Raw genomic sequence first — 26,119 nt, forward strand, 5'->3', positions numbered from 1 at the left:
GCGCACCTTATAAGCCGCTCATCCCACGAGCCCGCAGCGCTTCGCGAGCAGGTATCGTTTGACCAGTGGCGGAGTAGCTCAGTAGGTCAGAGCAGAGGAATCATAATCCTTGTGTCGGGGGTTCAAATCCCTCCTCCGCTACCATCTCTTCATTGCAGAATTTGCGATTCTGGCGGCTCGATTCTGAGCCGGTTCCGACGGCCGCGGTAGCGCGTCCCTCCGCCAAAAGGCGTGGCGACATGACAAAATAACCTCGGATTTCGCTGACGCCGGGGCCAGCACTATCTGTAGAGCATAAAATGCAATATGGGCATTTTCATCGCCCAAAGATGGGATGCAGCAGCGATAATGATCGCCCATAAGGCCAGCGAGAACATGACCGCGGCTAACCTAATTCCCATTGACTGCATCAGTTCCTCCATCCCGGCATAATCGTCCCTCCTCGGACGATCTATTGCTAGCAGGGCGCAGGTCGATCAGCTATCGCAAGAAATCGCTAGTGGATCGCCGCTGCAGCGCGGGCTCGGAAAGAGGCAATGTTTGGCGCGGCGCCCTTTTCCTCTCTCTCAAACGACAAAGTGGAAGTTGTCGTATTGCGCGCCATAATAATCGGGGCCGCTCGTTTCGGTAATGACGGGCTCGGTGTCGAGCACGAGATAGTCGATCTGGCCATAGGCGCTGAGATCAATCACTTGCGGGTCATGAATGCTGTCGGCGGTCACGTTGACCGTAACCAAGAACACAGCATCGCCGTTCAGCCTACCTTCGATCGTGAGAACGTTGTCATAGTCAGATGTGCCATTTGCCACGCTGAATTGCTCGATCTGGAAGGTGCCGCCGTCGGCGGCCTGGATGGGTGTCCAGAAGACGCCGCCTGACAGATAATGGTTGCCGTCGGCTTCCTTTTGTATCACTGCATCGTCACCATCGTGCCAAGCACCCCAATCGAAGCCCTTGTAGCCTGTGGGGAAATCATATTTGCCGACATCCTCGAAATTCACGAAGATGTCGCCACGCTCCGGCAGATCGACAGTGATATTGAGCAAGCCGAAGTCAGTGGCGCCTTTGCCGTCCGAGATCTTGAAATTGAACTGGTCGAGGAGTTGATCTCCAGGGCCGAGCGCTAATACCACCGGATTGGAGTGATCGAGTTCATAGGTATAGTAGCCGTCGGAATAGATGATCAACGTGCCGTATTTTCCCTCGATCGTCGTCGTCGTGGCCGGTCCGTCCGGAGTGGCCGGTTGCGGAATTCGCTGCCCGTTGACGAAGTTGAGACGCAGAAGATCTCCGTCGGCATCCCTGGAACCGTCCAGGATGTTGCCGTCAACCGACTTGTCGATGTCGAAAATGGGCTGGTATACGTCCGCTGCGACCGGCTTGTGGTTTGCCATTTCTACCTCCCGTCTGAAGTTCTGTTTAAGCATGCAACCCTATCGGGTGCTTGGCAACGAGATTTTGACGAGCGTCAGATCAATTCAGCCTGCCAAATCCGACAGGCGCAATTTGTCTGCAGCTCAAGAGCCAGTAAAGGAACTGACGCCGGCGTCTATTCCCTTGGAAATGAAGATTTATGCGCTGTCTTACGCTAATGCCGCTTTGGGGGAATGCGGTATCTTCTGCCTGTCCAAGCTTTCGCTCAATTTCGGCCAGCAGAAATATTTCAGGCAGCGTAATAATGCCAGACTCATGATGACGTCATCATGACGATAACCGGCGTTGATTGCTTCAATGCAGGCCGCCCACTCCGAGCAAGCTTTCGACGGCTTCGTGGTCCTTGGATAGGTCTGTCGGCGTTCCCGCCCAGGCCAGCCGCCCTCGTTCGAGAATGACGACCTGATCGGCGAAATCGAGCGCGCTCTGGATCCGCTGCTCGACAAGAAGGATGGTCATGTCGCCTGACTTGGCGAGTCCGGCGAAGGCTGCCATCAGTTCCTCGCAGATAACGGGGGCGAGACCCTCGAGCGGTTCGTCGAGCAGCAGCACCGACGGGCGGCCGAGAATGGTGCGGGCCGTCGAAAGCATCTGCTGTTCGCCGCCGGAGAGTTGGTTGCCGAGGTTGCGGCGGCGCTCCTTCAGGCGCGGGAACAGCGCATAGGCTTCCTCCAGCGCCGTCTTCGGCCGCGCCTTCAAGCCGACGAAAAGGTTCTCTTCGACGGTCAGCGTCGGGAAGACGCAACGTGTCTGCGGCACATAACCGAGACCCTTGTGCGCGCGTGTTGCGCTTGGTGCTGTTGTGACGTCCGCATCGCCAAGGGTGATGCGGCCCTCGTAGCGTCTGGTCTGGCCGGCGAGCGTTGCCAGCAGCGTCGTCTTGCCCATGCCGTTGCGGCCGAGCACGGCAAGCTTTGCGCCTGCCGGCACTGCGAAGGAAATGCCTTCCAACACCCCCGTCGGCCCGTATCCGGCCGACAGATTTTCGACTTCAAGCGACAGGGCTGGCATTGGCATAACTCCCGAGATAGGCCTCGCGCACACGCGCATCCCTAGTGACATCTTCAGGCTGGCCGTCAAAGATGATCGCGCCGGCGGCCAGCACGATGACACGTTTGGCAAAACGAAAAACAAGATCCATGTCGTGTTCGATCATCAGCACGGCGAGATCGGCGGGCAGATCAGCCAGCGCTTGCTCGATGCGGCCGGTATCGCTTTGCGGGACGCCGGCGGCCGGTTCGTCGAGCAGCAGCACCTTCGGTTTCAGCGCCAGCGCGACGGCAAGTTCGAGAAGCCGCTGCTGTCCATAGGCAATCTCGCTGACCTTGCGATGCATCAGCGGCGTCAGTCCGAGCTTTCCCAGGAGGTCGTCGATCTCGGCCATGACATCGGGCATCGAGAGGAAATTTCCGAACATGTTCCAGGTCTTTCCGTCCCGCTGCAGGACAGCGAGCCCGACATGTTCGGCGGGCGTCATGTCCTGGAAAAGCCGCGTCACCTGAAAGGAGCGGACGAGGCCGCGTTTGACCCTGCCGATCGCATTGACTGCCGTCACCGTTTCGCCGCCAAGGCGGACCTCGCCGGAATCGGGGGGGAGATTGCCGGTGACGAGGTTGACGAAGGTGGTCTTGCCGGCGCCGTTCGGGCCGATCAGCGCGACGCGGTCGCCGGGCGCCATCGCCAGCGAAACGTCATTGGTGACGGCAAGGCCACCGAAGGCTTTCCGGAGATTGGCGACTTCAAAGACATGGCTCATGAGCGCTGCTCCCTGCGGCGGTCAATGAAATTTGCGGCCGTTCCGTAAAGCCCTTTCGGCGCGAAGAGCACGACGGCGATCAAGAGCGCACCGACCATGGTCAGCCAGTGGAAGGGATTGGCGGCCGAGACATAGTCCTCGAAGAGCATGAAGATGATCGTGCCGGAGAGCGCGCCAAAAAGAGAGCCGGTGCCGCCGAGCACAAGCATGACGAGCGCCTCGGCCGACTGGGTGAAGGACAGGCTGTCCAGGCCGACGACCTGCGTCGAGATCGCGTTCAAGGCGCCGCCGACCCCGGCAACCGCGCCCGAGATGGCGTACATCCTGATGAGTGCGCCCTTCGGCGAACCACCCATGGCGCGGATACGCAACGGGTCCTGCTTGATGGCGCGGCAGAGCATGCCGAAGGGTGAACGCACCAGCAATCTCAGCAGCACGAAGACAACAAGCAGCAGCGTCATTCCGAAAAAGAAGGCGGTGCGGCCATAAAGATCGAATTCAAAAAAGCCGAGGACCGGGTCGGGCGCGATGCCGGAAAGTCCATCACTGCCTCCTGTCCATGAGGAGGCCTTGTTGGCGAATTCGTGGAAGAGGTGGATGAGGGCAATCGACAGCACGAGTTGCGGCAGGCCGTGCGCGCGCAGAATGATCTCGCCGCTGAGCAGCCCGGCAGCTACGCCGCCGGCAATGCCGGCAAGCAGCATCAGCAGCGGATCATTGATGCCGTAATGCGCCGACAGGACGCCGGCGGCATAGGCGCCGGAGCCGAACAGGGCTGCATGGCCGAGCGTTGCAACGCCGCAATAACCGGTCACGAGATCGAGCGATAGCACGAGCAGCGCGATGGTGATCATCCGCGTCAGAAGCGCGAGATTATCGGGGAAGGCGAAATAGCCGATGGCGGCAACGGCGATGATCACGATGATGCCGGCGAGATCGCGGCTGACATAACCGCGCCGATGCTGGAGACGTCCGTTTTCGTTGTTCAACACAAGCGCCATCTCACTTCGCCCTCCCGGCAAGGCCGCGCGGGAAGACGCAGATGATCGCGATCACGGCAAGATAGAAGAAGAATTCCCCGAACTCCGGCATCAGATAGCGGCCCGTTGTATCGATCGCGCCGAGCAGCAGGCAGGCGATCAGCGCGCCGGGAATGGAGCCGGCGCCGCCGACGGAGACGACGACCAGGAAGGTCACCATGTAGCGCAGCGCATAATAGGGCTCGACCGGCAAGAGTTCGGCGCCGACCACGCCGCCCAAGGCGGCAAGCCCGACGGCGATGGCAAAGCTCACCGCATAGATGATCTCGGTGCGCACGCCGAGTGCCGCCGCCATCGCCGCATCGTCCACCGAGGCGCGCAGCTTGACGCCGAAGTTCGTCCTTTCGATTGCGAACCAGAGCGCCAGCGCCACGGCGAGGCCGCAGAGGATGGCGAAAAGCCGGTGAACGGGAATGGTGCGAAATCCGAGATCGGCCGAACCCTGCAGCGCTGCGGCAAGCGGTATGGTCTTCAGCGTTGGTCCCATCAGGTAATTGGACATGCCGATGATGCAGAAGGTGATGCCGATCGTCATCAGCACCTGGGTCAGTTCCGGCGCGCCGTAGATCCGACGATAGAGGAAGCGCTCGAGAGGGATTGCAATGATGATCGTGGCGACCACGGCAGCAATGATTGCCATGGCATAACCGAGGCCGAGGTCACGCGCGGCATAGGAGGCGATGTAGCCCCCGATCATGGCGAAGGCGCCGTGCGCGAGGTTGACGACGCGCATCAGCCCCATGGTGACGGAAAGGCCGATCGATATCACGAAGAGCACCATGCCATAGGCCAGCGCGTCGACGGCTATGCTGAAGACTGTTTGCATGGAACTACCTACTTGAATGCGACGGGCCTGGGATTCCAGGTTCGCCGCATGTTCTGACGCCCGATGTTACTTGGCCGCTGCCAGGCCCGGATCGCCCTGCTTCTCGAAGGTCTGGACCTCCTTGTTGATGTAGGTCCCGTCGTCGGCCTTGGCGACTTCGCGCAGATAGATGTTCTGCGTGATGTGGCGGCTTTCCGGATCGATCGAAACCGGGCCGCGCGGGCTCACCCAGGCAAGGCCCTTTACCGCATCGACAGCCTTCTCGGCATCCTGCTTGCCGCCCGTCGCCTCGATCATTTTGTAGATGACATACATGCCGTCATAGGCGCTGACTGCGGGGAAGGAGAGTTCGGCCTTGTTGCCGATCGCCTTGGTGGCCGCCTCGACGAAAGCCTTGTTCTCGGGAGAATCGTGCGACACGGCATAGTGGAAGGTCGTCTGAATGCCGAGCGCGGCGTCACCCAGCGCCGGCAGGTCGGATTCCTGCGTCAGGTCGCCCGGTGCGAAGAACTTGATGCCGGCGGCCTTCAGACCGTTTTCGTTGTAAGCCTTGACGAAGCCGAGGGTCGTCGGTCCCGACGGCAGGAAGGCGAAGACGCCCTCAGCGCCGGAGTCCTTGATGCGCTGCATGATCGGGCTGAAATCGTTGGTCGCAAGCGGCATGCGGATCGCCTCGACCACCTGGCCGCCGGCCTTTTCGAAGCCGGTCTTGAAGGCATTCTCGGCGTCGATGCCGGGGCCGTAATCGCTGACGACAGAGATCACCTTCTTGACGCCGGCGTCGAAGGCGACTTTTGCGATCGGAGTCGAGGTCTGCCAGGTCGTGAACGAGGTGCGCACAACAAGCGGGCTCTTGGTGACGATCGCCGAGGTCGCGGCGTTCATAACGACCATCGGCACGTTGCCCTGCTTCAGGATCGGCGTCACCGCCATGGCGTCGGGGGTGAAATAGAAGCCGGCGAGATACTGGACTTTTTCCTTGACGATCAGTTCCTGCGCCAGCGCCTTGGATTGGGCCGGGTCGGCCTGCGGCACGTCGCGGTAGACGATCTCGACCGTGTCGCTGCCGACCTTGCTGCCGTTGACAGCCATATAAGCGTCGATACCGGCCTTGAAGTTCTTGCCCTGGAGCGCGAAGGGACCGGAGAACGGCCCGATGACGCCGACCTTGATGGTGTCGGCATAGGCGCTGGTGCCCATAACAATTGCCGCAGCGGCGGCCAGAAACAGCTTCCTCATTCTTCTCTCTCCCTTTTCGGCGTACTCCAGCGCCGTATTGAATTTCAGGTTAGCTTGTCATGCGAAATGGTGATGTAAAATGAAATAAAACCCCAAATACATGATCTGCTGGTTATGGTTCTGCGTCTCGAACACCCGGTTCGCTGCGAGTGCGCGCAACCTTCATCCGCAATCCTTCAGAACGGCAACCCCACATAATTTTCGGCAAGGACCGTCGAGGCGGCGCGGGAATGCGTGAGATAGTCGAGCTCGGCCTCCTGAATCCTCTGATCGAAATCACCGGTATCGGGGAAACGATGCATCATCGTCGTCATCCACCAGGAAAACCGCACTGCCTTCCACACACGGGCAAGTGCAACCTGCGAATAGTCGTCGATGCCATGATCCGAGCCTTCGCGGTAATGCATGAGCAGCCCGGAGAATAGATAGTGGACGTCGCTGGCTGCAAGGTTCAGCCCCTTGGCGCCGGTCGGCGGCACGATATGGGCGGCGTCGCCGACAAGGAAAAGCCGGCCGAAACGCATCGGCTCGGCGACAAAGGAGCGTAAAGGCGCGATCGATTTCTCGAAGGACGGCGCAGTTTTCAGCGCCTCGGCGTGATGTGCCGGCAGACGCCGTCTCAGCTCGTCCCAGAAGCGCTCATCGCTCCAGTCCTCGACCTTCTCGTCGAGCGGGCATTGGATATAGTAGCGGCTGCGCGTGGCCGAGCGCATCGAGCAGAGCGCGAAACCCCTCGGGTGGTTGGCGTAGATCAGTTCATGGCTGACGGGCGCCACGTCGGCAAGCAGGCCCAGCCAGCCGAAAGGATAGACCTTTTCGAAACTCCGGGTCGCCCCTTCGGGGACGGCCTTGCGGCTTGCTCCGTGAAAACCGTCGCAGCCGGCGATGAAATCGCAATCGATGCGCCTGGCAGCGCCGTCTTTCATATAGGTAACGAAAGGAGAGCGGCCGTCGAAATCATGCGGTGCGACATCGGCGGCATTGTAGATCGACAGGGCGCCGCTTGCTTCGCGCTGCTCCATCAGGTCGCGCGTCACCTCGGTCTGCCCGTAGACGGTGACGCGCCGGCCGCCGGTCAGTTCATGCAGGTCGATGCGATGGTCGCGTCCGTCGAAGGCGAGCGAGAAGCCGTCATGCGGCAGGCCTTCGGCATGTAGCCTCGCTCCAGCCTTGGCTTCATCCAGCAGCCCGACGGTGCCTTCCTCGAGAACGCCGGCTCGGACCCGGCCGAGGATGTAATCCTTGTTCACGCGGTCGAGGACGACATTGTCGATGCCGGCTTCGGTCAGAAGCTGGCCGAGCAGCAAGCCGGATGGTCCCGAACCGATGATGGCGACCTGGGTTCGCAAATGCTTCCTCCCCGACATTTTTCCGTCTTGTCAGATTCTGCCGCGCCGGCCGGATCGCCACAATGGACATTCCAGCCTAAAAATTGCACTAATCGAACATTGGCGCGGGAGGGAGCCGATGAGCAGACAGATACCAACCTACGAGCTCTACGGCGAAAACATCGGGCGATCGCCGGAATTCTGGTTGCATTGCGAAACAATTCGCTCGCGCAGCAGCCTGCATCAATGGGAAATTCGTCTTCACCGTCACGAGAGCTTCTTTCAGATATTGTACATCGAAGCCGGTTCGGGCGATGCGATCTTCGGCGAGAAGAGCCATGCCATCCGGCCGCCGGCGGTCATTACGGTTCCGCCCGGGCTCCATCACGGCTTTCGTTTTTCACGCGATATCGACGGTCTCGTCATTACCATATTGCGGTCTCATCTCAGCCACCCGCCCGGCGAGCGGAGCCATCACGGCGAATGGCTGGCGACGCCGCATCTGACGCCGCTCGATCCCGATCATGCCGAGGCTGCCCATGTGATGCAGACGCTGCGGCGGCTGGGCGACGAATTCGAAAACCGCCGCAGTGGCCGCAACGAGGTCTTGGCAGCCTACGTCGCCCTGGCGCTGCGGCTGACGGCGCGGATTTCCCATGAGGGGAGTACGCGGGAGCTTTCGTCAAACGAAAACGAGCGACGGATGGAGATGCTGGGCGAGCTCATTCAGCAACATTTCCGATCCCACAAGCCCGCATCCTTCTATGCCAGGGAACTCGGGCTTTCGCCGACGCATCTCACCCGGATCGTCCGGTCGATGACCGGCAGCACGCCGCACGAACTGATCGCCGGCCAGCTTGTCGAGGAGGCGAAGCGCCAGCTGGTTTTTACGCTCGGCAGCGTTCAGGAGATCGGCTTTCGGCTCGGCTTCACCGATCCCGCCTATTTCTCGCGCTTCTTCCTCAAATATACGGGAGAAACACCGCGGGTCTGGCGCATGAAGGAGAAGATTCGGCTCGATGGTGCGTAGCGGTGGCGATTGTCAACAGTCACTCGCCAATAACTCCCTATGCGGTCTCTATCGCATCAATTGCTCGCTTTTCTCCAGGATTCCTTAACCGGGCATGCTTCTAAACATCATCTGATCTATGCATTGGCCATTCTCGGTTTTCTTAAAACTCACTTCGAGGAACATCGACGTCTGTATAAAAAACACAGAAGATGTCGCGATATCAATTCTATCTGCCTTACCCATTGTGGCTTCGTTGCAGTTGATCATTTTGTTGACGGCAACGAACATTTTGTCATTTCCTCGTATCTTTTTGAAGTTGCGATAATGTCCTGTTATGTAAATATTGTATAATTCCGAGTTTGTATAAAAATGAACGTTTTTCCAAATGTAAATAATTTCCAGAACCAGCAGCAATGCCGCTATTATATCTAAAACCTTTAAGTTTCTTATAGAAAAAAACATTGTATCTCGAGCGTCGTATTCAATTTCTGCTTATTTTCTCTACGTGCATTGCCCATAGTTTCTTCGCCGAGACTGAGCTTGCCCGACGCTGCTAAAATAATCAATCCAGCCAAAGCGCAATTGGCCCTTCCGGCGAATTGTGCCTGCTCTTCGGCTCACGGCGCCGGCCACACCCATCCACTCACCTCCGGCATGTCCTCGCCATGTTCCCTGACATAGTCGTGATGCGCGGCAAGCTTGCCGCGGAGGGCGGCGAGGGTTTCACCTGCCTTTTCCTTCAGGCCCGGGACGCGCTCGATGGCTTCGATGGCGAGATGGAAGCGGTCGAGCTGGTTGAGGACGGTCATGTCGAAGGGGGTGGTCGTCGTTCCCTCCTCGATGAAGCCGCGGACATGGATGTTTTCGTGGTTGGTGCGCTTATAGGTCAGGCGGTGGATGAGATAGGGGTAGCCGTGATAGGCGAAGATGACAGGCTTGTCCGAGGTGAAGATCGCGTCGAAGGCTTCGTCGGAAAGGCCGTGCGGATGCTGGTCGCTGGATTGCAGCGCCAGCAGGTCGACGACGTTGACGGTGCGGATTTTCAGCTCCGGAATAGCCTTGCGTAAGAGATCGACGGCGGCGAGCGTCTCCATGGTCGGCACGTCGCCGGCGCAGGCCATGACGAGATCGGGCGAGATCGCGTCCTCCTCGTTGCTCGCCCAGTGCCAGATGCCGATGCCGGCTTCGCAATGTTTTATCGCTTCGTCCATCGACAGCCATTGCGGCTCCGGCTGCTTGCCGGCGACGATGACGTTGACGCGGTCGTAGGTGCGTAGGCAATGATCGCCGACCCAGAGCAGGGTATTGGCATCCGGCGGCAGGTAGATGCGGACGATATCGGCCTTCTTGTTGGCGACGAGATCGACGAAGCCGGGGTCCTGATGGCTGAAGCCGTTATGGTCCTGGCGCCAGACATGCGAGGTCAGCAGATAGTTCAGCGAGGAAATCGGCTTTCGCCATTCGAGCTCGCGCGTCACCTTCAGCCATTTCGCATGCTGGTTGAACATGGAATCGATGATGTGGATGAAGGCCTCGTAGCAGGAAAAGAGGCCGTGCCGGCCGGTCAGCAGGTAGCCTTCCAGCCAGCCCTGGCAGAGATGTTCGGAGAGCACCTCCATGACGCGCCCGTCGCGGGAGAGATTGATATCGTAGGGTTCGATATCTTCCATCCAGACGCGGTCGGTGACGTCGAAGACGCTGCCGAGGCGGTTCGATTCCGTCTCGTCGGGGCCGAAGATGCGGAAGTTCGCCCCCTCCGCATTGAGCTTCATCGTGTCGCGCAGGTAATGGCCGAGGATCTGCGTCGACTGCGCCATGACGCTGCCGCGCCTGCCGGTGTCGACCGCATAGTCCCTGATATCGGGAACGACCAATTCCGTGCGCAGCAAGCCGCCATTGGCATGCGGATTGGCGCCCATACGGCGCTTGCCGAGAGGGGCAAGGGCGCGCAGCTCAGGCTTTAATCGGCCGTCGGAACCGAAGAGATCTTCCGGATTGTAGCTGCGCATCCAGTCCTCGAGGATCTTGCGGTGGCCATCGTCCCCGCGGCAGTTGGAAACCGGCACTTGATGGGCGCGCCAGAAGCCTTCCACCTTCTTGCCGTCCACCTCCTTCGGGCCCGTCCAGCCCTTGGGGCTGCGCAGTACGATCATCGGCCAGCGCGGGCAGCCGTCCGCAGCCTCGCCGTTGAGGGCCTGCCTCTGGATTTCGCCGATGCGGTCAAAGATCCGGTCAAGGGTCGCGGCCATCTGCCGATGCATGTCTTGCGGCTCATGGCCCTCGACGAAGAAGGGTTCGTAGCCGTAGCCCTCGAAGAGGCGCCGGAGGTTGTCGTCACCGGTGCGAGCGAGAATGGTCGGGTTGGCGATCTTGTAGCCGTTCAAATGCAGGATCGGCAGAACCGCGCCGTCGCGGGCGGGATTGAGGAACTTGTTGGAATGCCAGCTGGCGGCCAGCGGTCCGGTTTCGGCCTCGCCGTCGCCGACGACGCAGGTGACGATCAGGTCGGGATTGTCGAAGGCCGCGCCATAGGCATGGACGAGGGCATAGCCAAGCTCGCCGCCCTCGTGGATCGATCCGGGCGTTTCCGGCGCCGCGTGGCTTGGGATGCCGCCGGGGAAGGAGAATTGCCGGAAGAGCTTGCGCATGCCTTCGGCATCCTCGGAAATATCGGGATAGATTTCGCTGTAGCTGCCTTCGAGATAGGTGTTGGCGACCATGCCCGGGCCGCCGTGGCCGGGGCCGCACATATAGACGACATCGAGATCGCGGGCGCGGATGAGGCGGTTCAGATGCGCATAAATGAAGTTGAGGCCCGGTGTCGTGCCCCAGTGGCCGAGCAGGCGGGGCTTGATGTGCTCTGACTTCAGCGGCTCGCGCAGCAGCGGATTGGCAAGCAGGTAGATCTGACCGACCGAGAGATAGTTGGCCGCCCGCCAGTAGCGGTCGATCAGGGTGAGTTCAGCATCGGTCAGGGCGGCGGCGGTCGAGACATGCTTTTCCATGGGCTTCTCCCGTTCGAAAACGCGTTCAACGTCAGTTCTAGCCGTTAGCGCCAGCGCGCCGTTGATCTGGATCAGCGGGCGCGAAGAACGGACAGCGCCTCGTCGGCGATCACCTGTTCTTCGTCCGTGGCAACGACATGGGCGGCGATACGGCTTTCCCCGGTGCTGATCGTGAAACTGTCGGCGGCGTTGGCCTTTTCATCAATCGAAAGGCCGAGCCAGGACAGGCGTTTCGCCACGCCGACGCGGATTTCCGGCTGATGCTCGCCTATGCCGGCGGTGAAGACGACGGCATCGAGGCCGCGGAGGGTTACCGCCATGCGGCCGATCTCGCCGGCAATGCGCAGTGTGAAAAGGTCGATCGCCTGGCGCGCTTCCGGGCGGCCGTCCGTCAACAGATCGCGCGTATCGGCGCTGATACCGGAAACACCGAGCAGGCCTGAGCGGTGATAGAGCAGATCCTCGATCTCACCCAGGGATCGTTTTCTCTCTCCTGCCAGGTGCAGGATCACGCCGGGATCGAGGCAGCCCGGGCGTGTCGCCATCGGGATGCCGTCGAGGGTCGAAAAGCCCATGCTGCAATCGCGGCTGATGCCGTCTTCCATCGCACAGAGGCTGGCGCCGCTGCCGAGATGGGCGACCACAACCTTTGCCGCATGCGGCGCTTTGCGAGCGAGTTCACTGGCGATGAACTTATAAGAAAGCCCGTGGAAGCCGTAACGCTTGATGCCCTCGTCATGCAGGGAACGGGGTATGGCGAGGCGGCGAACGAGATCGTCCTGCGTGGCATGGAAGGCCGTGTCGAAGGAGGCTGTCTGGACAAGATGCGGCTTCAGGTGACGGAGCGCGCGGATGAAGCGCAGCGCTTGCGGTTGGTGCAGAGGCGCGAGCGGGATCAGCGCTTCGATCCCATCGGTGGCGGCGTCATCGAGCGCGACGGCGCTCGTGAAGCGCTCGCCGCCATGGACGACGCGGTGGCCGACAGCGACTGCGGCAGCCATGTCGAAATGATCGGCGAGAAGCGCGAAGGTCTCGTCGATAACGCCGTGCAGATCGTCCGTCACCTCCGCCCTCAGCGGCATGTGGAATGTCTGAGATTCCCTGGTCAGTCCAAGCGAGAGCGGCTCGGCGCGGAGGTCGATGACGCCCTTTCCGAGGTGTCGTGCCTCGGCGCTATCGATCGAGAAGACGCCGACCTTCACAGTCGATGAGCCGGCGTTGAAGGTCAGGAGGAGGTCGGTGGATGACATGTCTTCAGAGACTCCGCACAGTCGTCACGATGACCGAACTTAGCGCCGAAACTCCCGCTGGAAAGGCATGGCAGCCCGTGCGCAACATGCTGACGGTTCGTGGCGGCCGGCACGACGCCAAGCTTGGGGCAGTTTTGTTGAATTACGCTAGGGTCAGGCCGTCGACGCCAGATTGGCGTTGCGATCGCGGATGAAGATGCTTGCCTCGGCGGCGGACATCGCCTTGCCGAAAAGATAGCCCTGGCCTATGTCGCAGCCGAGCTGCAGCAGGAAGGCGAGCTGGCCATGCTCCTCGACGCCTTCCGCAGTCGTCTTGATATTGAGGCTTCTGCCGAGGCCAAGCATGGCGCGGACGATCTTTTCCTGGCGCTCGTCGTCGCGATAGGTGGCGATGAAGCTTTTGTCGATCTTGATCTTGTCGAAGCGATAGCGGGCGAGCTGGGCGAGGCTGGAATAGCCTGTGCCGAAATCATCGAGAGCGATCTGGATGCCGGCAGCATGCAGTTCTTCGAGAATGACGGCGGCGATAGCGGGATCCTGAATCAGCGCGTTCTCGGTGATCTCGACTTCCAGGCGTTGCGGCGGCAGCCGGGTTGCCGACAGCACCTTGAGGATGCGGGATGTCAAGAGCTTGTCTTCCATCTGCACCGGCGAGACGTTGAAGGACAACATGACATGCGCCGGCCAGGTGAGCGCGTCGCTGCAGGCCTGGGCGAGGAGATCCTCGAACAAGGCGGTGATCATGCCGGTTTCCTCGGCAATTTCGATAAAGACCGGCGGCGGAATGCGGATGCCATCCTCGCCCGTCCAGCGCGCGAGCGCTTCGAAACCGCAGAGCTGGCCGGTCTTCAGGTCGATCAGCGGCTGATAGAAGGGCTTGATGTCCTTATTGGCGATTGCGGCGCGCAGCCTGGTTTCCAAAGCGGCGCGCTCGGTTACCTTGTCCTGCATCGAGGTTTCGAAGACGAGAAAATGGTTGGGGCCACGTGATTTGGCCTCGTACATGGCGAGGTCGGCACGATGGGCGGCATCTTCCAGCGGTTCGGCTCCCTCAGCCCAGCGATCGTAGCCGACGCTGGCGCCGACTTCGACGGCAAAGCCATCGATATGGATCGGCCGGGTCACGGCCTGGATCAGCAGCTTGGCGAAACGCTCCTCGCGCTCAGCCGTCAGGGCAAAGGCGACGATGATGAATTCGTCACCGCCAAAGCGGTAGACGCAATCGGCATTGCCGAGCGCGCAGATGCGCCTGGCGATTTCGATCAGCAACACGTCACCGCCCTTGTGGCCGACGAGATCGTTGACTTTCTTGAAGCCGTCGAGATCGACAGAGAAGATGGTGACGTTGTCGTCCCATTTCTCGATTTCGGCTTCGGCGTCCTTGATCGGCCGAGCGAGAGCCCTGCGCTCGAAGGCGTAGCGGTTCGGCAGCTTGGTCAGTTGATCATGAGTTGCCGTCCAATCGGCCTTCACCTGAGCGGCGACGCGCAATTCCATTTCCTTGCGCAGATCGGCAATGCGCAGCACCGAATAGATGAAGCTCATAGCGCCGGCGATGCCGAGCCCTAGAACGAGCTTGTCGGCACCGTATGCGCCGAAATCGGTCATGAATGAAGCGAGGCTGTCGTCGAACCGGAGCAGCGTACCGAGGAGCCAGAGGGTTATCCCCAAACCGACGATCGACATGCATTGCCTTCCGGCTCTGCTCTGGAAAAACACCGGCATTATGCCTTCTCCATCTCCACCCGCGTCGAGATATCACAAAAGTCTGAAATGTTCGTTGAAACCAGAAGGCGAACTATCAGAGGGGGAAGTGCGCGGATGCGCCGTCAGGAGCCTGGATGACGCTTGCGATGTAACCGGGATTGTCATCGCGGCTGTTTCACAGATTTCGACCAGAAGGAGAATAATGCTGCAGGTGGTTGGCGCTGCAAAGATCAGGAAGACAAACGAAGGCGAGCGTGCTGTCGCATGCTCGCCCTTTCTCGTGCTTCAGGCGGTGACGATCAGCAGCGGAACGCTGACGATGAGACCGGCCAGAACCGTGAACGTGGCGACGCGCATGAAACGCAGGCGCCGCGTGCGTTCTCCACTCCAATCATATGTCATTCGTCCATCTCCTTGGGACAAGGAAGTAGTCCCCGCAAAACCGGGTTCAACAGGGATGACGCAATTTGCTTGTGTAAGGCTGGATAGAATGAGGAATCTCTAATGCTGGAAGCGCAGAGACCAGCGACTGCCGTTGCTGGTCATGCGAAGGATGGCGAGCGGCTCGACGTCGTTCAACCAGAAAGAGGAGGGCGGCGCCTGAAGCACATGCGCGACCGCCGCCCGGATGACAGCCGCATGGCTGACGGCGATGACGTGACCGCCGAGGGCCGATTGGGTGTCCATCCAGCCGGCGACGCGCTTTCGCAGATCAACAAGGCTCTCGCCGCCGTGCGGTGCTGCCGCCGGCTCGGTCATCCAGGCCATGAGGCTTTCCGGTTCTTCCGCCTCGACCGCCGCGATCGGCCTGCCGGCCCAGCGGCCGTGGTCGCAATCACGAAGCGCCGGATCCGCCAGGGCTTCGAGGCGTAGCGCCTCGGCGGTCTGGCGGGCGCGCAAGGCGGGGCTCGTGACGATACGATCCGCGCGGGGCAGGGCGGCGATCTTGCCGGCTTCCTCTTCCGCTTTGCCCTCAAGCGGTTCGTCGAGCGGGAAAAGGGCCTTGCGGCTCGCCGCCGTCGCACCGTTGCAGATCCAGGTGAGGCGCGTATTCACGATCGTTCTGACCTTTCGACACGACTGCAGCGCCGCGCGTCTGTTCCGGCGCCAAAGGACGCTTTGCCAGCTTGCGAAGTTTCGTTGACAGTCTCTTCAGCGTGCAGCTATAACCGGGCTGTTGCGGGTTTGGAAGCCGGTGGGAATCCGGCGCGGTCGCGCCACTGTGACCAGCGTGTCGAAAGCTCTTCGCGCTGGAAGTCAGACCCTGCCGCACAAGCACTCTTTCGACTGAACGCGTCATTCCGGAGGAATACATGTCTGACACCACTTTCACGCCCGTCGCGGCACCGGCGCCGATCCCCGTCGGCGAAATTCTTCCCTGGGCGATCTTCGGCGGCCTGCTGATGCTCATCGCCATCTACTTCGTCGGCACCGAGGAGGGCGCGATGGCGCTGTTCAACGGCATGTATGTGCATGAATTCGTGCATGACGGCCGTCATCTCCTCGGCTTTCCCTGCCACTAAGGGAGTTCCCGACATGGTTGGAAATCTTTTGCTTCGCGGCATGTTCGCGGGCGTGATTGCTGGCATTCTCGTTTTCGCTTTCGCCCATATCTTCGGCGAACCGCTGGTCGATGCGGCGATCGCTTTCGAAGAGGCCAGCGCGCAGGCGGCCGGGCAAGCGACCGAACCTGAAGTCGTCAGCCGCGCCACGCAGGCCGGTCTCGGCCTCTTCACCGGCGTTATGGCCTACAGCGTTGCCGTCGGCGGGCTTTTTGCCCTCGCTTTTGCTCTCGTGCATGGCCGCTTCAGCGCTCATTCGGCGCGTGGCACCTCGGCCGTCATCGCCATTGCCGCCTTCGTGGCCATCGTTCTCGTCCCCGGCATCAAATATCCGGCCAACCCGCCGGCGGTCGGCAATCCCGACACGATCGGCGTCAGGACCGAGCTGTTCTTCCTGATGATCGTAGTTTCGGTTGGGGCGCTGATTGCCGCCGTGGCGCTGTCGCGCCGCCTCTCCGAGCGTTTCGGGCTTTGGAACGGCGCGATCGTCGCCGCTCTCGCCTATCTCGTGTTTATCGGCGTCGTGCTTTATCTGCTGCCGCCGATCAACGAAGTGCCTGAGAATTTCTCGGCGATGGTGCTCTGGCGGTTCCGCACGACCTCGCTCGGCATGCACGCGATTCTCTGGGCAACGCTCGGCCTTGCCTTCGGAGCGCTGGCGGAAAGACGGCTTGCCCTCAAGGGCGGGCTGCGGCCCGCCTTCCGGTGATCCGGCCCATCGGCAGGCTTGCGGCTCTGGCTCTGATCGCAAGCCTGTTCCCATTGCTTGCGGGAAACACGTCCGCCCATGAGCGCCGCGCCGGCGGCAGCCATACCGGCCTCGAGATCCCGGCCATTTCCCACGGCGAGATGGCGGTCATTGCCGATTACCGCGGCGAGATTATCGCGCTGGCGTCGCGGGCGGTCGATACCAACGAACCGTTCCGCCGCGTCCTGAACTACGCCGAGATCCAGTATTCCTATTGCGTCTGGGGCCGAATGCCGGGCAGCGTGACGGACGAGGAAAGCCCTTTCAACGAATGCGCTCATGCCTATCTCGCGGCGACGAAAGCCGTACTGATGGCGATGCGGGAGATGCCGCGGGAGGCGACTGCGGCGGGCGAAATCATCTCAGCCATCGACATCGACATGGCGCGGCGCGGGCTTGCGCTCATCACCTGCCAGTTTAGCGGCGAGGCTTTCAACACCGCCCAGGTCGTCAAGCCAAATTGGAGCAGGGTGCCGCTTCATCCTGCCAGCATGGCATCTTTGACGGGATTGGCTGCCCTGTTTGGTCTTGCCGGCCTTGTGTTGAGAGGCGTCTTGCGGCCGAAGGCTCAGTCGTCGGAATAGCGCTGTTCGCGCCACGGATCGCCATACATGTGGTAACCGTTCTTTTCCCAGAAACCGGCCTCGTCGGCGGGCATCAGCTCGATCCGGCGCAGCCATTTGGCGCTTTTCCAGAAATAGAGATGCGGCACGACGAGGCGCATCGGGCCGCCGTGATCGGGCGTCAGCGGCAGGCCCTCCCATGATGTCGCCAGGATCGCGTCCTCGGCGGCGAAATCGGCAAGCGGCAGGTTGGTGGTGTACCCGTCATAACTCGTCAGCAGGACGTAGGCCGCATCCGGCTTCGGCATGGCGAGATCGAGCAGATCCCGCGTCGAAACGCCCTTCCAGTTGTTGTCATAACGCGACCAGGTGGTGACGCAGTGGATATCACTGATCCTGGTGCTCTGCTCGATCGCCTGGAAGGCGGCCCAGTCGAGGGTGAGCGGCGTTTCGACCAGGCCGCGGACATCGAGCCGCCAGCTGTCGGTGGAGATGACGGGCTGCTGGCCGAGGTCGAGCACCGGCCAATTTTTGACGAGGTGCTGGCCGGGCGGCAGGCGCTCGGCTTCCGGACGGCTGACGCGACCGGTCAGGAATTTGCCCTCCGCCGCCCAGCGGCGCTTGGAACTGGTCAGTTTGCTGTCGGCGGGCGTCTGGTCGTCGCTCATGAGTGGGTCTCCTTGCGTTGCCGCAATAGGGCATCCGGCCGACGGGGTGTCAAGTTTCGGCAGACCCTTGGAAATCCCCGTCCGTATCATTAGACTTGGAGCCCGTCGGGCGTGCCTTGCTGGGGAGTGGAGGCAGAAAGGGAGGAGCCGGATCTGTCTTCGAGATATCGTGCGATAGCGGCGCTTTTGGTGGTGCCGATCGTCATTTTCGCCTTCTTCAACTATGGAAGCGCGATTGCGACTCGCGCCTATATGGAAGAGGCCTCGGCGCAGGCGGGAACGGCACTGCGTCTCGCGGTTTCGGCGCTCAGCGGTCATCTCAACCGCTACGAGGCGCTGCCGGCGCTGATTGCCGATCATGACGACATCAAGGAACTGGTCAGCGCGCCTGACGACATGGCGCTGCGTGATGCTGCCAACCTCTACCTCAAAGAGATCAACGGGCTTTTGAAATCCTCCGACATCTACGTGGTGAAGCCGGACGGGGAGACGATCGCCGCCAGTAATTATGATGGACCCGGAAGCTTCGTCGGGCAGAATTTCAACTACCGGCCCTATTTCCAGGAGGCGATCGAAGGCCGGCTAGCGCGATTTTATGCGCTCGGCACCACCTCGCTGAAACGCGGCTATTATTTCTCGGCGCCGATCAGGGTCGAGGCGGACATCCGTGGCGTCATCGTCTTCAAGGTCGATATCGACATGATCGAATCCTCCTGGAGCGGCGGGGAGTACAAGATTTTCGTCTCCGATCCGGAGGGTATCATCTTCATGTCGGGCAGCCCGGAATGGCTTTACGGGGCGATCCTGCCGCTGACGGCCGACCGCATCGCCCGCACGGAAGCCTCGCGGCGTTATGCCAATGCCAGGCTGACGGCGCTGCCGGTGACGCGTCACCGCTTCGAACAGCACGAGCTGGTGACGCTGGCAAGCGACCGGGGTGCGAGCGAATATCTGGTGCTGTCGCATTACATGCCGGCCGAGGACTGGACGGTGAACGTGCTGATGGAAACGAGCTCCATCCGGGCTCAGGCGCGCACCGCACTGGCCGCCGTCTTCCTCATCCTCTGCATCGCCGCGCTTGCTGTCGCCGTGCTTCGCCAGCGGCGGGCGCGGCTTGCGGAGCGCATGCAGATGCAGGCCGAGGCGCGCGGCGAGCTGGAGCGGCGGGTAGAGGAGCGCACCGCTGATCTTGCCCGCGTCAACAGCCGCATCGAGGAGGAGATCTCGGAGCGGCGGCTGACCGAACAGCAGCTACGTCAGACCCAGGCCGATTTGATCCAGGCCGGCAAGCTTGCCGGGCTCGGACAAATGTCGGCGGCTCTTTCGCATGAGTTCAATCAGCCGCTGGCCGCCGCCAAGACCTATACGGACAGCGCCACGGTGCTGATCGACCGCGGGCGAATGGAGGAGGCGCGCGACAATATAAGGCGCATCGGCGGGCTGATCGACCGGATGGCCTCGATCAGCCGGCACCTGCGCAACTTCGCCCGCAAGCCGAACGAGAAGCTCGGGCCGGTCCCTCTCGACGAAGCGATGCGTGATACGCTGGAAATCGTCGCATGGCGGCTGAAAGCGGCGGACACCGAGCTTCGGCTCGATCTCGGGACAAGGGCGCCGGTCGTGCGCGCCGGTTCGGTGCGTCTACAGCAGGTGCTGGTGAATGTGATCTCCAATGCCGCCGACGCGGTGGAAGGACTGGATGACAGGCGCATCGAGGTTTCGGCTTTCGAGAAGGCCGGCAAGGTGGTGCTGACGGTGCGCGACCATGGGCCGGGTGTGCCGGCGGCGATCGCCGAGCGCATCTTCGATCCGTTCTTCACGACGAAGGGCGTCGGCAAGGGGCTCGGGCTGGGACTTTCGATCTCCTACAACATCGTCAAGGATTTCGGCGGCAGCCTGGCCGCCGCCAATCATCCCGAAGGGGGCGCGGTGTTCCGCATCGAGCTGCAGTCGGCGGCAGGGCTGATGCCGGAGGCGGCGGAATGAACGAAGCGAAGATTCTGCTGGTTGACGACGAGGAGGAGCTGCGCCGCTCGACGGCGCAGGCGCTGGAGCTCTCCGGCTTCAGCGTCGAGACCTTTTCGAATGGCGATCATGTGCTCGAGCTGATCGGCTACAGCTTTCCCGGCGTCGTCGTCAGCGATATCCGCATGCCCGGTATCGATGGCATGACGCTGATGCAGAAGATCCGCGAGGTCGATCCGGAGGTGCCGGTCATTCTCGTCACCGGCCATGGCGATGTGCAGCTCGCTGTGAAGGCGATGCGGGAGGGCGCCTATGATTTCATCGAGAAGCCGTTCACGGCGGAGATGCTTGCCGGCGTCATTCGCCGGGCGATGGAGCGGCGCGGCCTCGTGCTCGAAAACCGGCTGCTGAAGGCGGTCGCCGGCAAACGCGACGATATCGAGGCGCGGCTGCCGGGACGCACGCAGGCGATGGTGGACCTGCGCTATCGCATCCGTGCGATCGGGGCGAGCGATGCCGATACGCTTATTGTCGGCGAGACCGGCGCCGGCAAGGAAGTGGTGGCCCGCGCGCTTCACGACATCAGCGCCCGGGCAAGCCGGCCGTTCATTGCGATCAATTGCGCCGCGCTGCCGGCAAACCTGATCGAGAGCGAGCTTTTCGGCCATGAGCCCGGCGCCTTTCCGGGAGCGGTCAGGCCGCGTTACGGAAAGTTCGAACACGGGCGCGGCGGCACCATCCTTCTCGACGAGATCGGCTCCATGCCCTTCGATCTGCAGGCGAAGTTCCTGCGGGTGCTGCAGGAGCGGGTGATCTCCAGGCTCGGATCGAACGAGGTCGTGCCGCTCGACGTCCGCTTCATCGCGACAAGCAAGGTCAATCTTGAGGCGGAGGTGGCAGCTGGCCGTTTCCGCGCCGATCTGCTCTACCGGCTGAACGTCGCAACGCTGCACGTGCCGTCGCTGTCGCAGCGGCGGGCGGACGTTCCGCTGCTTTTCCTGCAGCTGGTGCGGGAGGCGGCCGCCCGCTACGGCCGCGACGAGCTCACCGTGCCGCCGGAGGTGATCTCCGACATCGCCCAGCGCGACTGGCCCGGCAATGTCCGCGAATTGAGGAACGCCGCCGACCGTCTGGTGCTCGGCCTTGACAACGGCGGGCGGCAGGCCGAGGAGGCGACTGGCCTTGCAGAACGCGTCGCCGAATTCGAACGGGGCGTCATCGCCAGCGCACTGGTCGCGCATGGCGGAAGCCTCCGGCCGGTCTATGAATCGCTCGGCATTTCCCGCAAGACGCTCTACGAAAAGATGCAGAAATACGGCCTCGACAAGCGGATGCTGTTTACTGACGGCTGATCCTGCCAGCATGGCGATGGGTGGATTTCCACCCATCGCAATAGCCGTTTGTTTCCGAATCGACCCATGCTGCACCGCACTGTCTGAGAATCATCTTGTCGAGGCGGTGGCGGTGATTGCGGCTCGATTTTTCCGGGCGGCAAATAGGACATCGTCGGCGCGGAGGATATGCCGGCGGCTTTGCTTGTTTCATCAGGGAGGAAACGATGAAAATCCTGAAGGCCATGCTCGGCCTGACCGCGGCTGCCGCGGTCTCTCTTCTCGCCGGCGCCGCTTCGGCGCAGACCTATCCCGAGCGCACCATTACCATGGTCGTCCCCTTCGCGGCCGGTGGCCCGACCGATACCGTCGCACGCCTCGTCGCCGAATCCATGTCCAAGGATCTCGGTCAGCAGATCGTCGTGGAGAACGTCGGCGGCGCCGGCGGCACGCTCGGCGCGGGCCGGGTGGCGAACGCCGATCCCGATGGATACACCATCCTCCTGCACCATATCGGCATGGCTACCAGCGCCACGCTCTATCGCAAGCTCGCTTATGACACGCTCGGCGCCTTCGACTATGTCGGCCTTGTGACCGAGGTGCCGATGACGATCGTCGCACGCAAGGACTTCGAGCCGACGGATCTCAAGGGCCTGATCGACTATGTCAAGGCCAACAAGGACAAGGTGACGGTCGCCAATGCCGGCATCGGCGCCGCTTCGCATCTCTGCGGCATGATGTTCATGAGCGCCATCCAGACCCAGCTTACGACCGTTCCCTACAAGGGTACGGGTCCTGCCATGACCGACCTTCTCGGCGGCCAGGTCGATATCATGTGCGACCAGACGACCAACACGACGAAGCAGATTCAAGGCGGCACGATCAAGGCTTATGCGGTAACCTCGCCCAAGCGCCTCGACGTCATGAAGGACATTCCGACGGCTGTCGAAGCCGGCCTGCCGGGTTTCGAAGTCGGTATCTGGCACGGTATCTACACGCCGAAAGGTACGCCCGCCGCGATCAACGAACGGCTGTCGAAGTCGCTGCAGGTGGCGCTGAAGGATCCCAATGTCGGCGCCCGCTTCGCCGAACTGGGCACGGCACCGTCCTCCGACGCCGATGCGACGCCGGCCGCGCTGAAGGCCAAGCTCGAAAGCGAGATCGCCCGCTGGAAGCCGGTGATCGAGGCTGCCGGGGAATATGCTGACTAGTGAGGGGTGCCAGGAATAACCCCTCACACTAACCCTCTCCCTGTCCACGGGGAGAGGGGACTGCATGCTCAATGGCAGCGGCCGAGCCGGCAGGCGGATGAGGCGTCACGTGAACCATCTCCAACTCCAGGAGACACCATGAAATCCATCAGTTTTGATACCACCAATGCGATCTGCGGCGCGCTTTTCATCGGCACCGGCGCCTTCTTCGCCTTCCAGTCGATCTCGCTCGACCTCGGCACGGCATTACGCATGGGACCGGGTTATTTTCCGCTGGTGCTTGCCTGCGTGCTCGTGCTTCTCGGCGCGATCATCTTCATTCAGGCCCTGCGTGTCGAGGGCGAGCCGGTCGATGTCTTCGCCTGGCGCGGCATGCTCTTCATTCTGCCGGCGCCGGTCTTTTTCGGGTTGACGGTGCGCGGGCTCGGATTTGCGCCGGCGCTGTTCTTCACCGCCTTCATCGCCTGCTTTGCGTCGCGCAAAATGAATGTTGTGTTTGCAATCATCCTATCGCTGCTGCTGACGATCTTTTCGGTTGCCGTCTTCAGCTATGGGCTCGGGCTGCCGTTCGAGCGCTTCGGCCCCTGGGTCCGGTTCTAGGAGGCGACGGTGGATCTTTTCAGCAATCTCGCTCTCGGCTTCGCCACCGCGGCAACTCTCGACAATCTTCTCTTCTGCCTGATCGGCGTGCTGCTCGGCACGCTGATCGGCGTGCTTCCCGGCATCGGCGCCACGGCGACGATCGCCATGCTTCTGCCAATCACATTCCAGCTCGAGCCGGTCTCCTCGCTCATCATGCTCGCCGGCATCTATTACGGCGCGCAATATGGCGGCTCGACGACGGCGATCCTCATCAATATGCCGGGCGAATCCTCTTCCGCCGTTACCGCAATCGATGGCTACCAGATGGCGCGCAAGGGCAGGGCGGGGGCGGCACTGGCGATCGCCGCGCTCGGGTCGTTCTTCGCCGGCACGGTCTCGACCTTTCTCGTTGCGATCTTCGCCCCGCCGCTGACCGACATCGCGCTGCAATTCGGCTCTGCCGAGTATTTCTCGTTGATGATCGTCGGTCTTGTCTCTTCGATCGCGCTTGCGCACGGCTCGGTCGTCAAGGCCTTGGCGATGGTGGCGCTGGGTCTGCTGCTCGGCCTCGTCGGCACCGATATCTACACCGGCACGCCGCGCTTCACGCTCGGCATCCGCGAATATGCCGACGGGCTGAACTTCGTGGCGCTCGCGGTCGGCGTCTTCGGCGTGGCGGAGATCCTGCGCAACCTCGAAGGCGAGTCGACACGCACGGTGCTGATGGCCAAGGTTTCGGGTCTCTTGCCCTCACGCCAGGAATTCAAGGAGATGATTGCGCCGGTCATTCGCAGCACGGCGATCGGCTCGGCGCTCGGCATCCTGCCGGGCGGCGGGGCGATCCTTGCCTCCTTCGCCTCCTATACGGTGGAAAAACGCCTCTCGAAGACGCCGCAGGATTTCGGCAAGGGCGCGGTCGCCGGCGTGGCGGGTCCGGAATCGGCCAACAACGCGGGGGCGCAGACTTCGTTCATTCCGCTGCTGACCCTCGGCATTCCGGCCAATCCCGTCATGGCGCTGATGATCGGCGCGATGATCATTCAGGGCATCGTGCCGGGACCGAATGTCGCCACCGAACAGCCGGCGCTGTTCTGGGGCATCATCGCCTCGATGTGGATCGGCAATCTGATGCTCGTGATCCTGAACCTGCCTCTGATCGGGCTCTGGGTGAAGCTTCTGACCGTGCCCTATTACGTGCTCTTCCCGATCATCATGGCCTTCTGCTCGATCGGGGTCTACAGCGTCAACGCCAATGTCTACGACCTCTATGCCGTCGCCTTCTTCGGCTTCATCGGCTACGTGCTGGCAAAACTTCGCTGCGAACCGGCACCGCTCCTGCTCGGTTTTGTGCTCGGGCCTCTTCTGGAAGAGAACCTCAGACGCGCCATGATCCTGTCGCGCGGCGATCCGACCACCTTCGTCACTCGGCCGATCAGCGCCACGCTTCTGGCGATCGCGGTCGCCGTTCTGATCGTCGTCTTCCTGCCGAGCGTCAAGAAGAAGCGCGAGGAGGTGTTCGTCGAGGAAGCCTGAGGGGTTGAACTTGCGATCCGTTTGATAAACAAGAAATGATCTGACGCGGGCGCCGGCTGGGCGCCCGTTCGCTCGACAGGATATCCAGGCCATGAGCATCCCCGCCCGGATCAAGGACGATCTGCCGTTCCTCACTGCCCTGCGACGTGACCTGCATGCCCATCCCGAGCTCGGCTTCGAGGAGGAGCGCACCGCCGGCATCGTCGCGAGGCTGCTGGAGGAAGCGGGTATTGCCGTGCATCGCGGCCTTGGCGGCACCGGCGTGGTCGGCACGCTGCAGGTCGGCAACGGCACCCGCCGCATCGGGCTCAGGGCTGACATGGATGCGCTCGCCATGCCCGAGGCGGCGGAGCGGCCTTATAAGTCGACGGTGCCTGGCAGGATGCATGCCTGCGGTCATGACGGCCATACGGCGATGCTTTTCGGCGCCGCACGGCATCTTGCGGCGACGCGGAGTTTTTCCGGCACGGTGCATTTCATCTTCCAGCCGGCCGAAGAGGGGCGCGGCGGCCCCAAGCGCATGGTGGACGAAGGGCTCTTTAGGCTTTTCCCTTGCGACGCCGTTTATGGACTGCACAATATGCCTGGACTAGCGGTCGATGAGATCGCGGTGGTCGAGGGGCCGCAGCTTGCCTCTTCCGACAGCTGGCGCGTCACCTTTCGCGGCATCGGCACGCACGGCGCCAAGCCGCATCTCGGCCGTGATCCGATCACGGCGGCCGGCACCTTCCTGTCATCACTGCAGACGATCGTCGGGCGCGTGGTCGATCCGCTGCAGCCGGCCGTCGTCAGCGCCTGCTTCCTGCAGGCGGGTGACCCCAAGGCGCTAAACGTCATTCCCGACGTGGTCGAGATCGGCGGCACGGCACGCGCCTATTCGCCCGAGGTGCGCGGTCAGCTCGAGGCCGAAGTCGGCCGGTTGGCCAGCGGAACTGCTGCGATGTATGGCATTTCAGCCGACTACCGTTTCGAGCGGCGCATTCCGCCGGTGATCAATGACCGGGATGCGACTACGCGGGCGCTTGCTGCTGCCGGGATGGTCTTTGGTGAAAAAGTGCGAACAAGCTTTCCGCCGTCGACGGCGGGCGACGACTTTGCCTTCTTTGCGCAGAACGCGCCGGGCTGTTATGCCTGGCTCGGCAACGGGCCGGCGGTGGACGGGGCGCTGCATCACAACACGGCTTATGATTTCAATGATGAGGCGCTTGGCTATGGCGCGGCTTATTGGGTGGCGTTGGTGGAGCGGGAGTTGAGGGGTTAGCTGGCGTTTGCGGCCCCTCATCCACCTGCCGGCACCTTCTCCCCGAGGGGAGAAGAGACATGCCGCGGCGTCTCGATTCCTCTTCTCCCCTCGGGGAG

At 61.8% G+C, this 26,119-nt stretch carries 23 protein-coding genes, 1 tRNA gene and 1 riboswitch; of the genes, 12 read left to right on the forward strand and 12 right to left on the reverse strand.

What is annotated here, in order from left to right:
• The first annotated feature begins 67 nt into the window (after positions 1-67).
• Positions 68-144: transfer RNA gene (locus GGI60_RS20285), tRNA-Met, on the forward strand.
• A gap of 422 nt (positions 145-566) precedes the next feature.
• Here the strand turns inward: GGI60_RS20285 and GGI60_RS20290 are convergent.
• Positions 567-1,394 (reverse strand): VCBS domain-containing protein, encoded by an 828-nt coding sequence (locus GGI60_RS20290; protein ID WP_183918128.1) that lies wholly within the window; start codon positions 1,392-1,394, stop codon positions 567-569.
• 31 nt (positions 1,395-1,425) lie between these two features.
• Between GGI60_RS20290 and GGI60_RS20295 the strand changes: the two genes are divergently transcribed.
• A complete protein-coding gene (locus tag GGI60_RS20295) occupies positions 1,426-1,707 on the forward strand; it encodes a hypothetical protein (RefSeq protein WP_183918130.1) in 282 nt (93 codons plus the stop codon).
• A 21-nt stretch (positions 1,708-1,728) separates the two neighbouring features.
• Here GGI60_RS20295 and GGI60_RS20300 read toward each other — a convergent pair whose 3' ends face one another.
• From GGI60_RS20300 to pobA, 6 genes are all read right to left on the reverse strand, one after another.
• Positions 1,729-2,445, reverse strand: a complete 717-nt coding sequence (locus tag GGI60_RS20300; RefSeq protein ID WP_183918132.1) for an ABC transporter ATP-binding protein — start codon at positions 2,443-2,445, stop codon at positions 1,729-1,731.
• A complete protein-coding gene (locus GGI60_RS20305; RefSeq protein WP_183918135.1) occupies positions 2,426-3,190 on the reverse strand; it encodes an ABC transporter ATP-binding protein in 765 nt (254 codons plus the stop codon). Before GGI60_RS20305 ends, GGI60_RS20300 begins: the two co-directional genes overlap by 20 nt.
• Positions 3,187-4,191: a branched-chain amino acid ABC transporter permease gene (locus GGI60_RS20310; protein WP_183918137.1), complete on the reverse strand. Its 1,005-nt coding sequence runs from the start codon at positions 4,189-4,191 to the stop codon at positions 3,187-3,189. The genes GGI60_RS20305 and GGI60_RS20310 overlap by 4 nt, the downstream gene beginning before the upstream one ends.
• 1 nt (position 4,192) lies before the next feature.
• The gene (locus tag GGI60_RS20315; RefSeq protein WP_183918139.1) at positions 4,193-5,056 is read right to left on the reverse strand and encodes a branched-chain amino acid ABC transporter permease; all 864 of its coding nucleotides are present in this window, start codon (positions 5,054-5,056) and stop codon (positions 4,193-4,195) included.
• Between the two features lie 66 nt (positions 5,057-5,122).
• The gene (locus GGI60_RS20320) at positions 5,123-6,295 is read right to left on the reverse strand and encodes an ABC transporter substrate-binding protein (RefSeq protein ID WP_183918141.1); all 1,173 of its coding nucleotides are present in this window, start codon (positions 6,293-6,295) and stop codon (positions 5,123-5,125) included.
• A 176-nt stretch (positions 6,296-6,471) separates the two neighbouring features.
• Positions 6,472-7,644: a 4-hydroxybenzoate 3-monooxygenase gene (pobA, locus tag GGI60_RS20325; protein ID WP_183918144.1), complete on the reverse strand. Its 1,173-nt coding sequence runs from the start codon at positions 7,642-7,644 to the stop codon at positions 6,472-6,474.
• A 118-nt stretch (positions 7,645-7,762) separates the two neighbouring features.
• Between pobA and GGI60_RS20330 the strand changes: the two genes are divergently transcribed.
• Entirely contained in the window at positions 7,763-8,653 is an 891-nt protein-coding gene (locus GGI60_RS20330) for a helix-turn-helix domain-containing protein (protein WP_183918146.1), read from the forward strand.
• Between the two features lie 599 nt (positions 8,654-9,252).
• Here GGI60_RS20330 and GGI60_RS20335 read toward each other — a convergent pair.
• From GGI60_RS20335 to GGI60_RS20350, 4 genes are all read right to left on the reverse strand, one after another.
• Positions 9,253-11,640: a phosphoketolase gene (locus tag GGI60_RS20335; protein ID WP_183918148.1), complete on the reverse strand. Its 2,388-nt coding sequence runs from the start codon at positions 11,638-11,640 to the stop codon at positions 9,253-9,255.
• Between the two features lie 71 nt (positions 11,641-11,711).
• Positions 11,712-12,890 (reverse strand): acetate/propionate family kinase, encoded by a 1,179-nt coding sequence (locus tag GGI60_RS20340; protein WP_183918149.1) that lies wholly within the window; start codon positions 12,888-12,890, stop codon positions 11,712-11,714.
• A gap of 153 nt (positions 12,891-13,043) precedes the next feature.
• Entirely contained in the window at positions 13,044-14,615 is a 1,572-nt protein-coding gene (locus tag GGI60_RS20345) for a bifunctional diguanylate cyclase/phosphodiesterase (protein ID WP_183918151.1), read from the reverse strand.
• Between the two features lie 483 nt (positions 14,616-15,098).
• Complete coding sequence (locus tag GGI60_RS20350; RefSeq protein ID WP_183918153.1) at positions 15,099-15,653, reverse strand: histidine phosphatase family protein; 555 nt, start codon at positions 15,651-15,653, stop codon at positions 15,099-15,101.
• A 131-nt stretch (positions 15,654-15,784) separates the two neighbouring features.
• Positions 15,785-15,860, forward strand: a riboswitch (cobalamin riboswitch).
• A gap of 50 nt (positions 15,861-15,910) precedes the next feature.
• Here GGI60_RS20350 and GGI60_RS20355 point away from each other — a divergent pair.
• The 3 genes from GGI60_RS20355 to GGI60_RS20365 are packed head-to-tail and all read left to right on the forward strand — an operon-like array spanning position 15,911 to position 17,491.
• Complete coding sequence (locus GGI60_RS20355; protein WP_010060821.1) at positions 15,911-16,120, forward strand: CbtB-domain containing protein; 210 nt, start codon at positions 15,911-15,913, stop codon at positions 16,118-16,120.
• A 13-nt stretch (positions 16,121-16,133) separates the two neighbouring features.
• Positions 16,134-16,868 (forward strand): CbtA family protein, encoded by a 735-nt coding sequence (locus GGI60_RS20360; protein WP_183918155.1) that lies wholly within the window; start codon positions 16,134-16,136, stop codon positions 16,866-16,868.
• A complete protein-coding gene (locus GGI60_RS20365) occupies positions 16,868-17,491 on the forward strand; it encodes a hypothetical protein (RefSeq protein ID WP_409527271.1) in 624 nt (207 codons plus the stop codon). Before GGI60_RS20360 ends, GGI60_RS20365 begins: the two co-directional genes overlap by 1 nt.
• Here the strand turns inward: GGI60_RS20365 and GGI60_RS20370 are convergent.
• Positions 17,476-18,138 (reverse strand): sulfite oxidase-like oxidoreductase, encoded by a 663-nt coding sequence (locus tag GGI60_RS20370; protein WP_183918159.1) that lies wholly within the window; start codon positions 18,136-18,138, stop codon positions 17,476-17,478. The genes GGI60_RS20365 and GGI60_RS20370 overlap by 16 nt on opposite strands.
• Positions 18,139-18,249: 111 nt before the next feature.
• Here GGI60_RS20370 and GGI60_RS20375 point away from each other — a divergent pair, with 111 nt between their 5' ends.
• The 6 genes from GGI60_RS20375 to GGI60_RS20400 all read left to right on the forward strand — a co-directional run bounded on the left by GGI60_RS20375 (position 18,250) and on the right by GGI60_RS20400 (position 26,021).
• Positions 18,250-20,124: a sensor histidine kinase gene (locus GGI60_RS20375; protein WP_312862811.1), complete on the forward strand. Its 1,875-nt coding sequence runs from the start codon at positions 18,250-18,252 to the stop codon at positions 20,122-20,124.
• A complete protein-coding gene (locus tag GGI60_RS20380; protein WP_183918161.1) occupies positions 20,121-21,455 on the forward strand; it encodes a sigma-54-dependent transcriptional regulator in 1,335 nt (444 codons plus the stop codon). The genes GGI60_RS20375 and GGI60_RS20380 overlap by 4 nt, the downstream gene beginning before the upstream one ends.
• 206 nt (positions 21,456-21,661) lie before the next feature.
• A complete protein-coding gene (locus GGI60_RS20385; RefSeq protein WP_183918163.1) occupies positions 21,662-22,645 on the forward strand; it encodes a tripartite tricarboxylate transporter substrate-binding protein in 984 nt (327 codons plus the stop codon).
• Between the two features lie 138 nt (positions 22,646-22,783).
• Positions 22,784-23,245, forward strand: a complete 462-nt coding sequence (locus GGI60_RS20390; RefSeq protein WP_183918165.1) for a tripartite tricarboxylate transporter TctB family protein — start codon at positions 22,784-22,786, stop codon at positions 23,243-23,245.
• A 9-nt stretch (positions 23,246-23,254) separates the two neighbouring features.
• Positions 23,255-24,760, forward strand: coding sequence for a tripartite tricarboxylate transporter permease (locus GGI60_RS20395; protein WP_183918167.1), 1,506 nt, complete (start codon positions 23,255-23,257; stop codon positions 24,758-24,760).
• A 91-nt stretch (positions 24,761-24,851) separates the two neighbouring features.
• Complete coding sequence (locus tag GGI60_RS20400; RefSeq protein WP_183918169.1) at positions 24,852-26,021, forward strand: M20 aminoacylase family protein; 1,170 nt, start codon at positions 24,852-24,854, stop codon at positions 26,019-26,021.
• The last annotated feature ends 98 nt before the right edge of the window (positions 26,022-26,119 follow it).

It is taken from the genome of Rhizobium lentis (assembly GCF_014200175.1).
In the GTDB taxonomy this organism is placed as follows: Bacteria; Pseudomonadota; Alphaproteobacteria; order Rhizobiales; family Rhizobiaceae; genus Rhizobium; species Rhizobium mulingense.

What these genes read in the sequence shown, in the direction of transcription:
- GGI60_RS20345 (WP_183918151.1), bottom strand. Translation starts at nt 14,615, where the DNA reads ATGCCGGTGTTTTTCCAGAGCAGAGCCGGAAGGCAATGCATGTCGATC.
- GGI60_RS20290 (WP_183918128.1), bottom strand. Translation starts at nt 1,394, where the DNA reads ATGGCAAACCACAAGCCGGTCGCAGCGGACGTATACCAGCCCATTTTC.
- GGI60_RS20320 (WP_183918141.1), bottom strand. Translation starts at nt 6,295, where the DNA reads ATGAGGAAGCTGTTTCTGGCCGCCGCTGCGGCAATTGTTATGGGCACC.
- GGI60_RS20315 (WP_183918139.1), bottom strand. Translation starts at nt 5,056, where the DNA reads ATGCAAACAGTCTTCAGCATAGCCGTCGACGCGCTGGCCTATGGCATG.
- GGI60_RS20310 (WP_183918137.1), bottom strand. Translation starts at nt 4,191, where the DNA reads ATGGCGCTTGTGTTGAACAACGAAAACGGACGTCTCCAGCATCGGCGC.
- GGI60_RS20360 (WP_183918155.1), top strand. Translation starts at nt 16,134, where the DNA reads ATGGTTGGAAATCTTTTGCTTCGCGGCATGTTCGCGGGCGTGATTGCT.
- GGI60_RS20340 (WP_183918149.1), bottom strand. Translation starts at nt 12,890, where the DNA reads ATGTCATCCACCGACCTCCTCCTGACCTTCAACGCCGGCTCATCGACT.
- GGI60_RS20390 (WP_183918165.1), top strand. Translation starts at nt 22,784, where the DNA reads ATGAAATCCATCAGTTTTGATACCACCAATGCGATCTGCGGCGCGCTT.
- GGI60_RS20380 (WP_183918161.1), top strand. Translation starts at nt 20,121, where the DNA reads ATGAACGAAGCGAAGATTCTGCTGGTTGACGACGAGGAGGAGCTGCGC.
- GGI60_RS20305 (WP_183918135.1), bottom strand. Translation starts at nt 3,190, where the DNA reads ATGAGCCATGTCTTTGAAGTCGCCAATCTCCGGAAAGCCTTCGGTGGC.
- GGI60_RS20385 (WP_183918163.1), top strand. Translation starts at nt 21,662, where the DNA reads ATGAAAATCCTGAAGGCCATGCTCGGCCTGACCGCGGCTGCCGCGGTC.
- GGI60_RS20330 (WP_183918146.1), top strand. Translation starts at nt 7,763, where the DNA reads ATGAGCAGACAGATACCAACCTACGAGCTCTACGGCGAAAACATCGGG.
- GGI60_RS20335 (WP_183918148.1), bottom strand. Translation starts at nt 11,640, where the DNA reads ATGGAAAAGCATGTCTCGACCGCCGCCGCCCTGACCGATGCTGAACTC.
- GGI60_RS20400 (WP_183918169.1), top strand. Translation starts at nt 24,852, where the DNA reads ATGAGCATCCCCGCCCGGATCAAGGACGATCTGCCGTTCCTCACTGCC.
- GGI60_RS20300 (WP_183918132.1), bottom strand. Translation starts at nt 2,445, where the DNA reads ATGCCAGCCCTGTCGCTTGAAGTCGAAAATCTGTCGGCCGGATACGGG.
- GGI60_RS20295 (WP_183918130.1), top strand. Translation starts at nt 1,426, where the DNA reads ATGCAACCCTATCGGGTGCTTGGCAACGAGATTTTGACGAGCGTCAGA.
- GGI60_RS20355 (WP_010060821.1), top strand. Translation starts at nt 15,911, where the DNA reads ATGTCTGACACCACTTTCACGCCCGTCGCGGCACCGGCGCCGATCCCC.
- GGI60_RS20370 (WP_183918159.1), bottom strand. Translation starts at nt 18,138, where the DNA reads ATGAGCGACGACCAGACGCCCGCCGACAGCAAACTGACCAGTTCCAAG.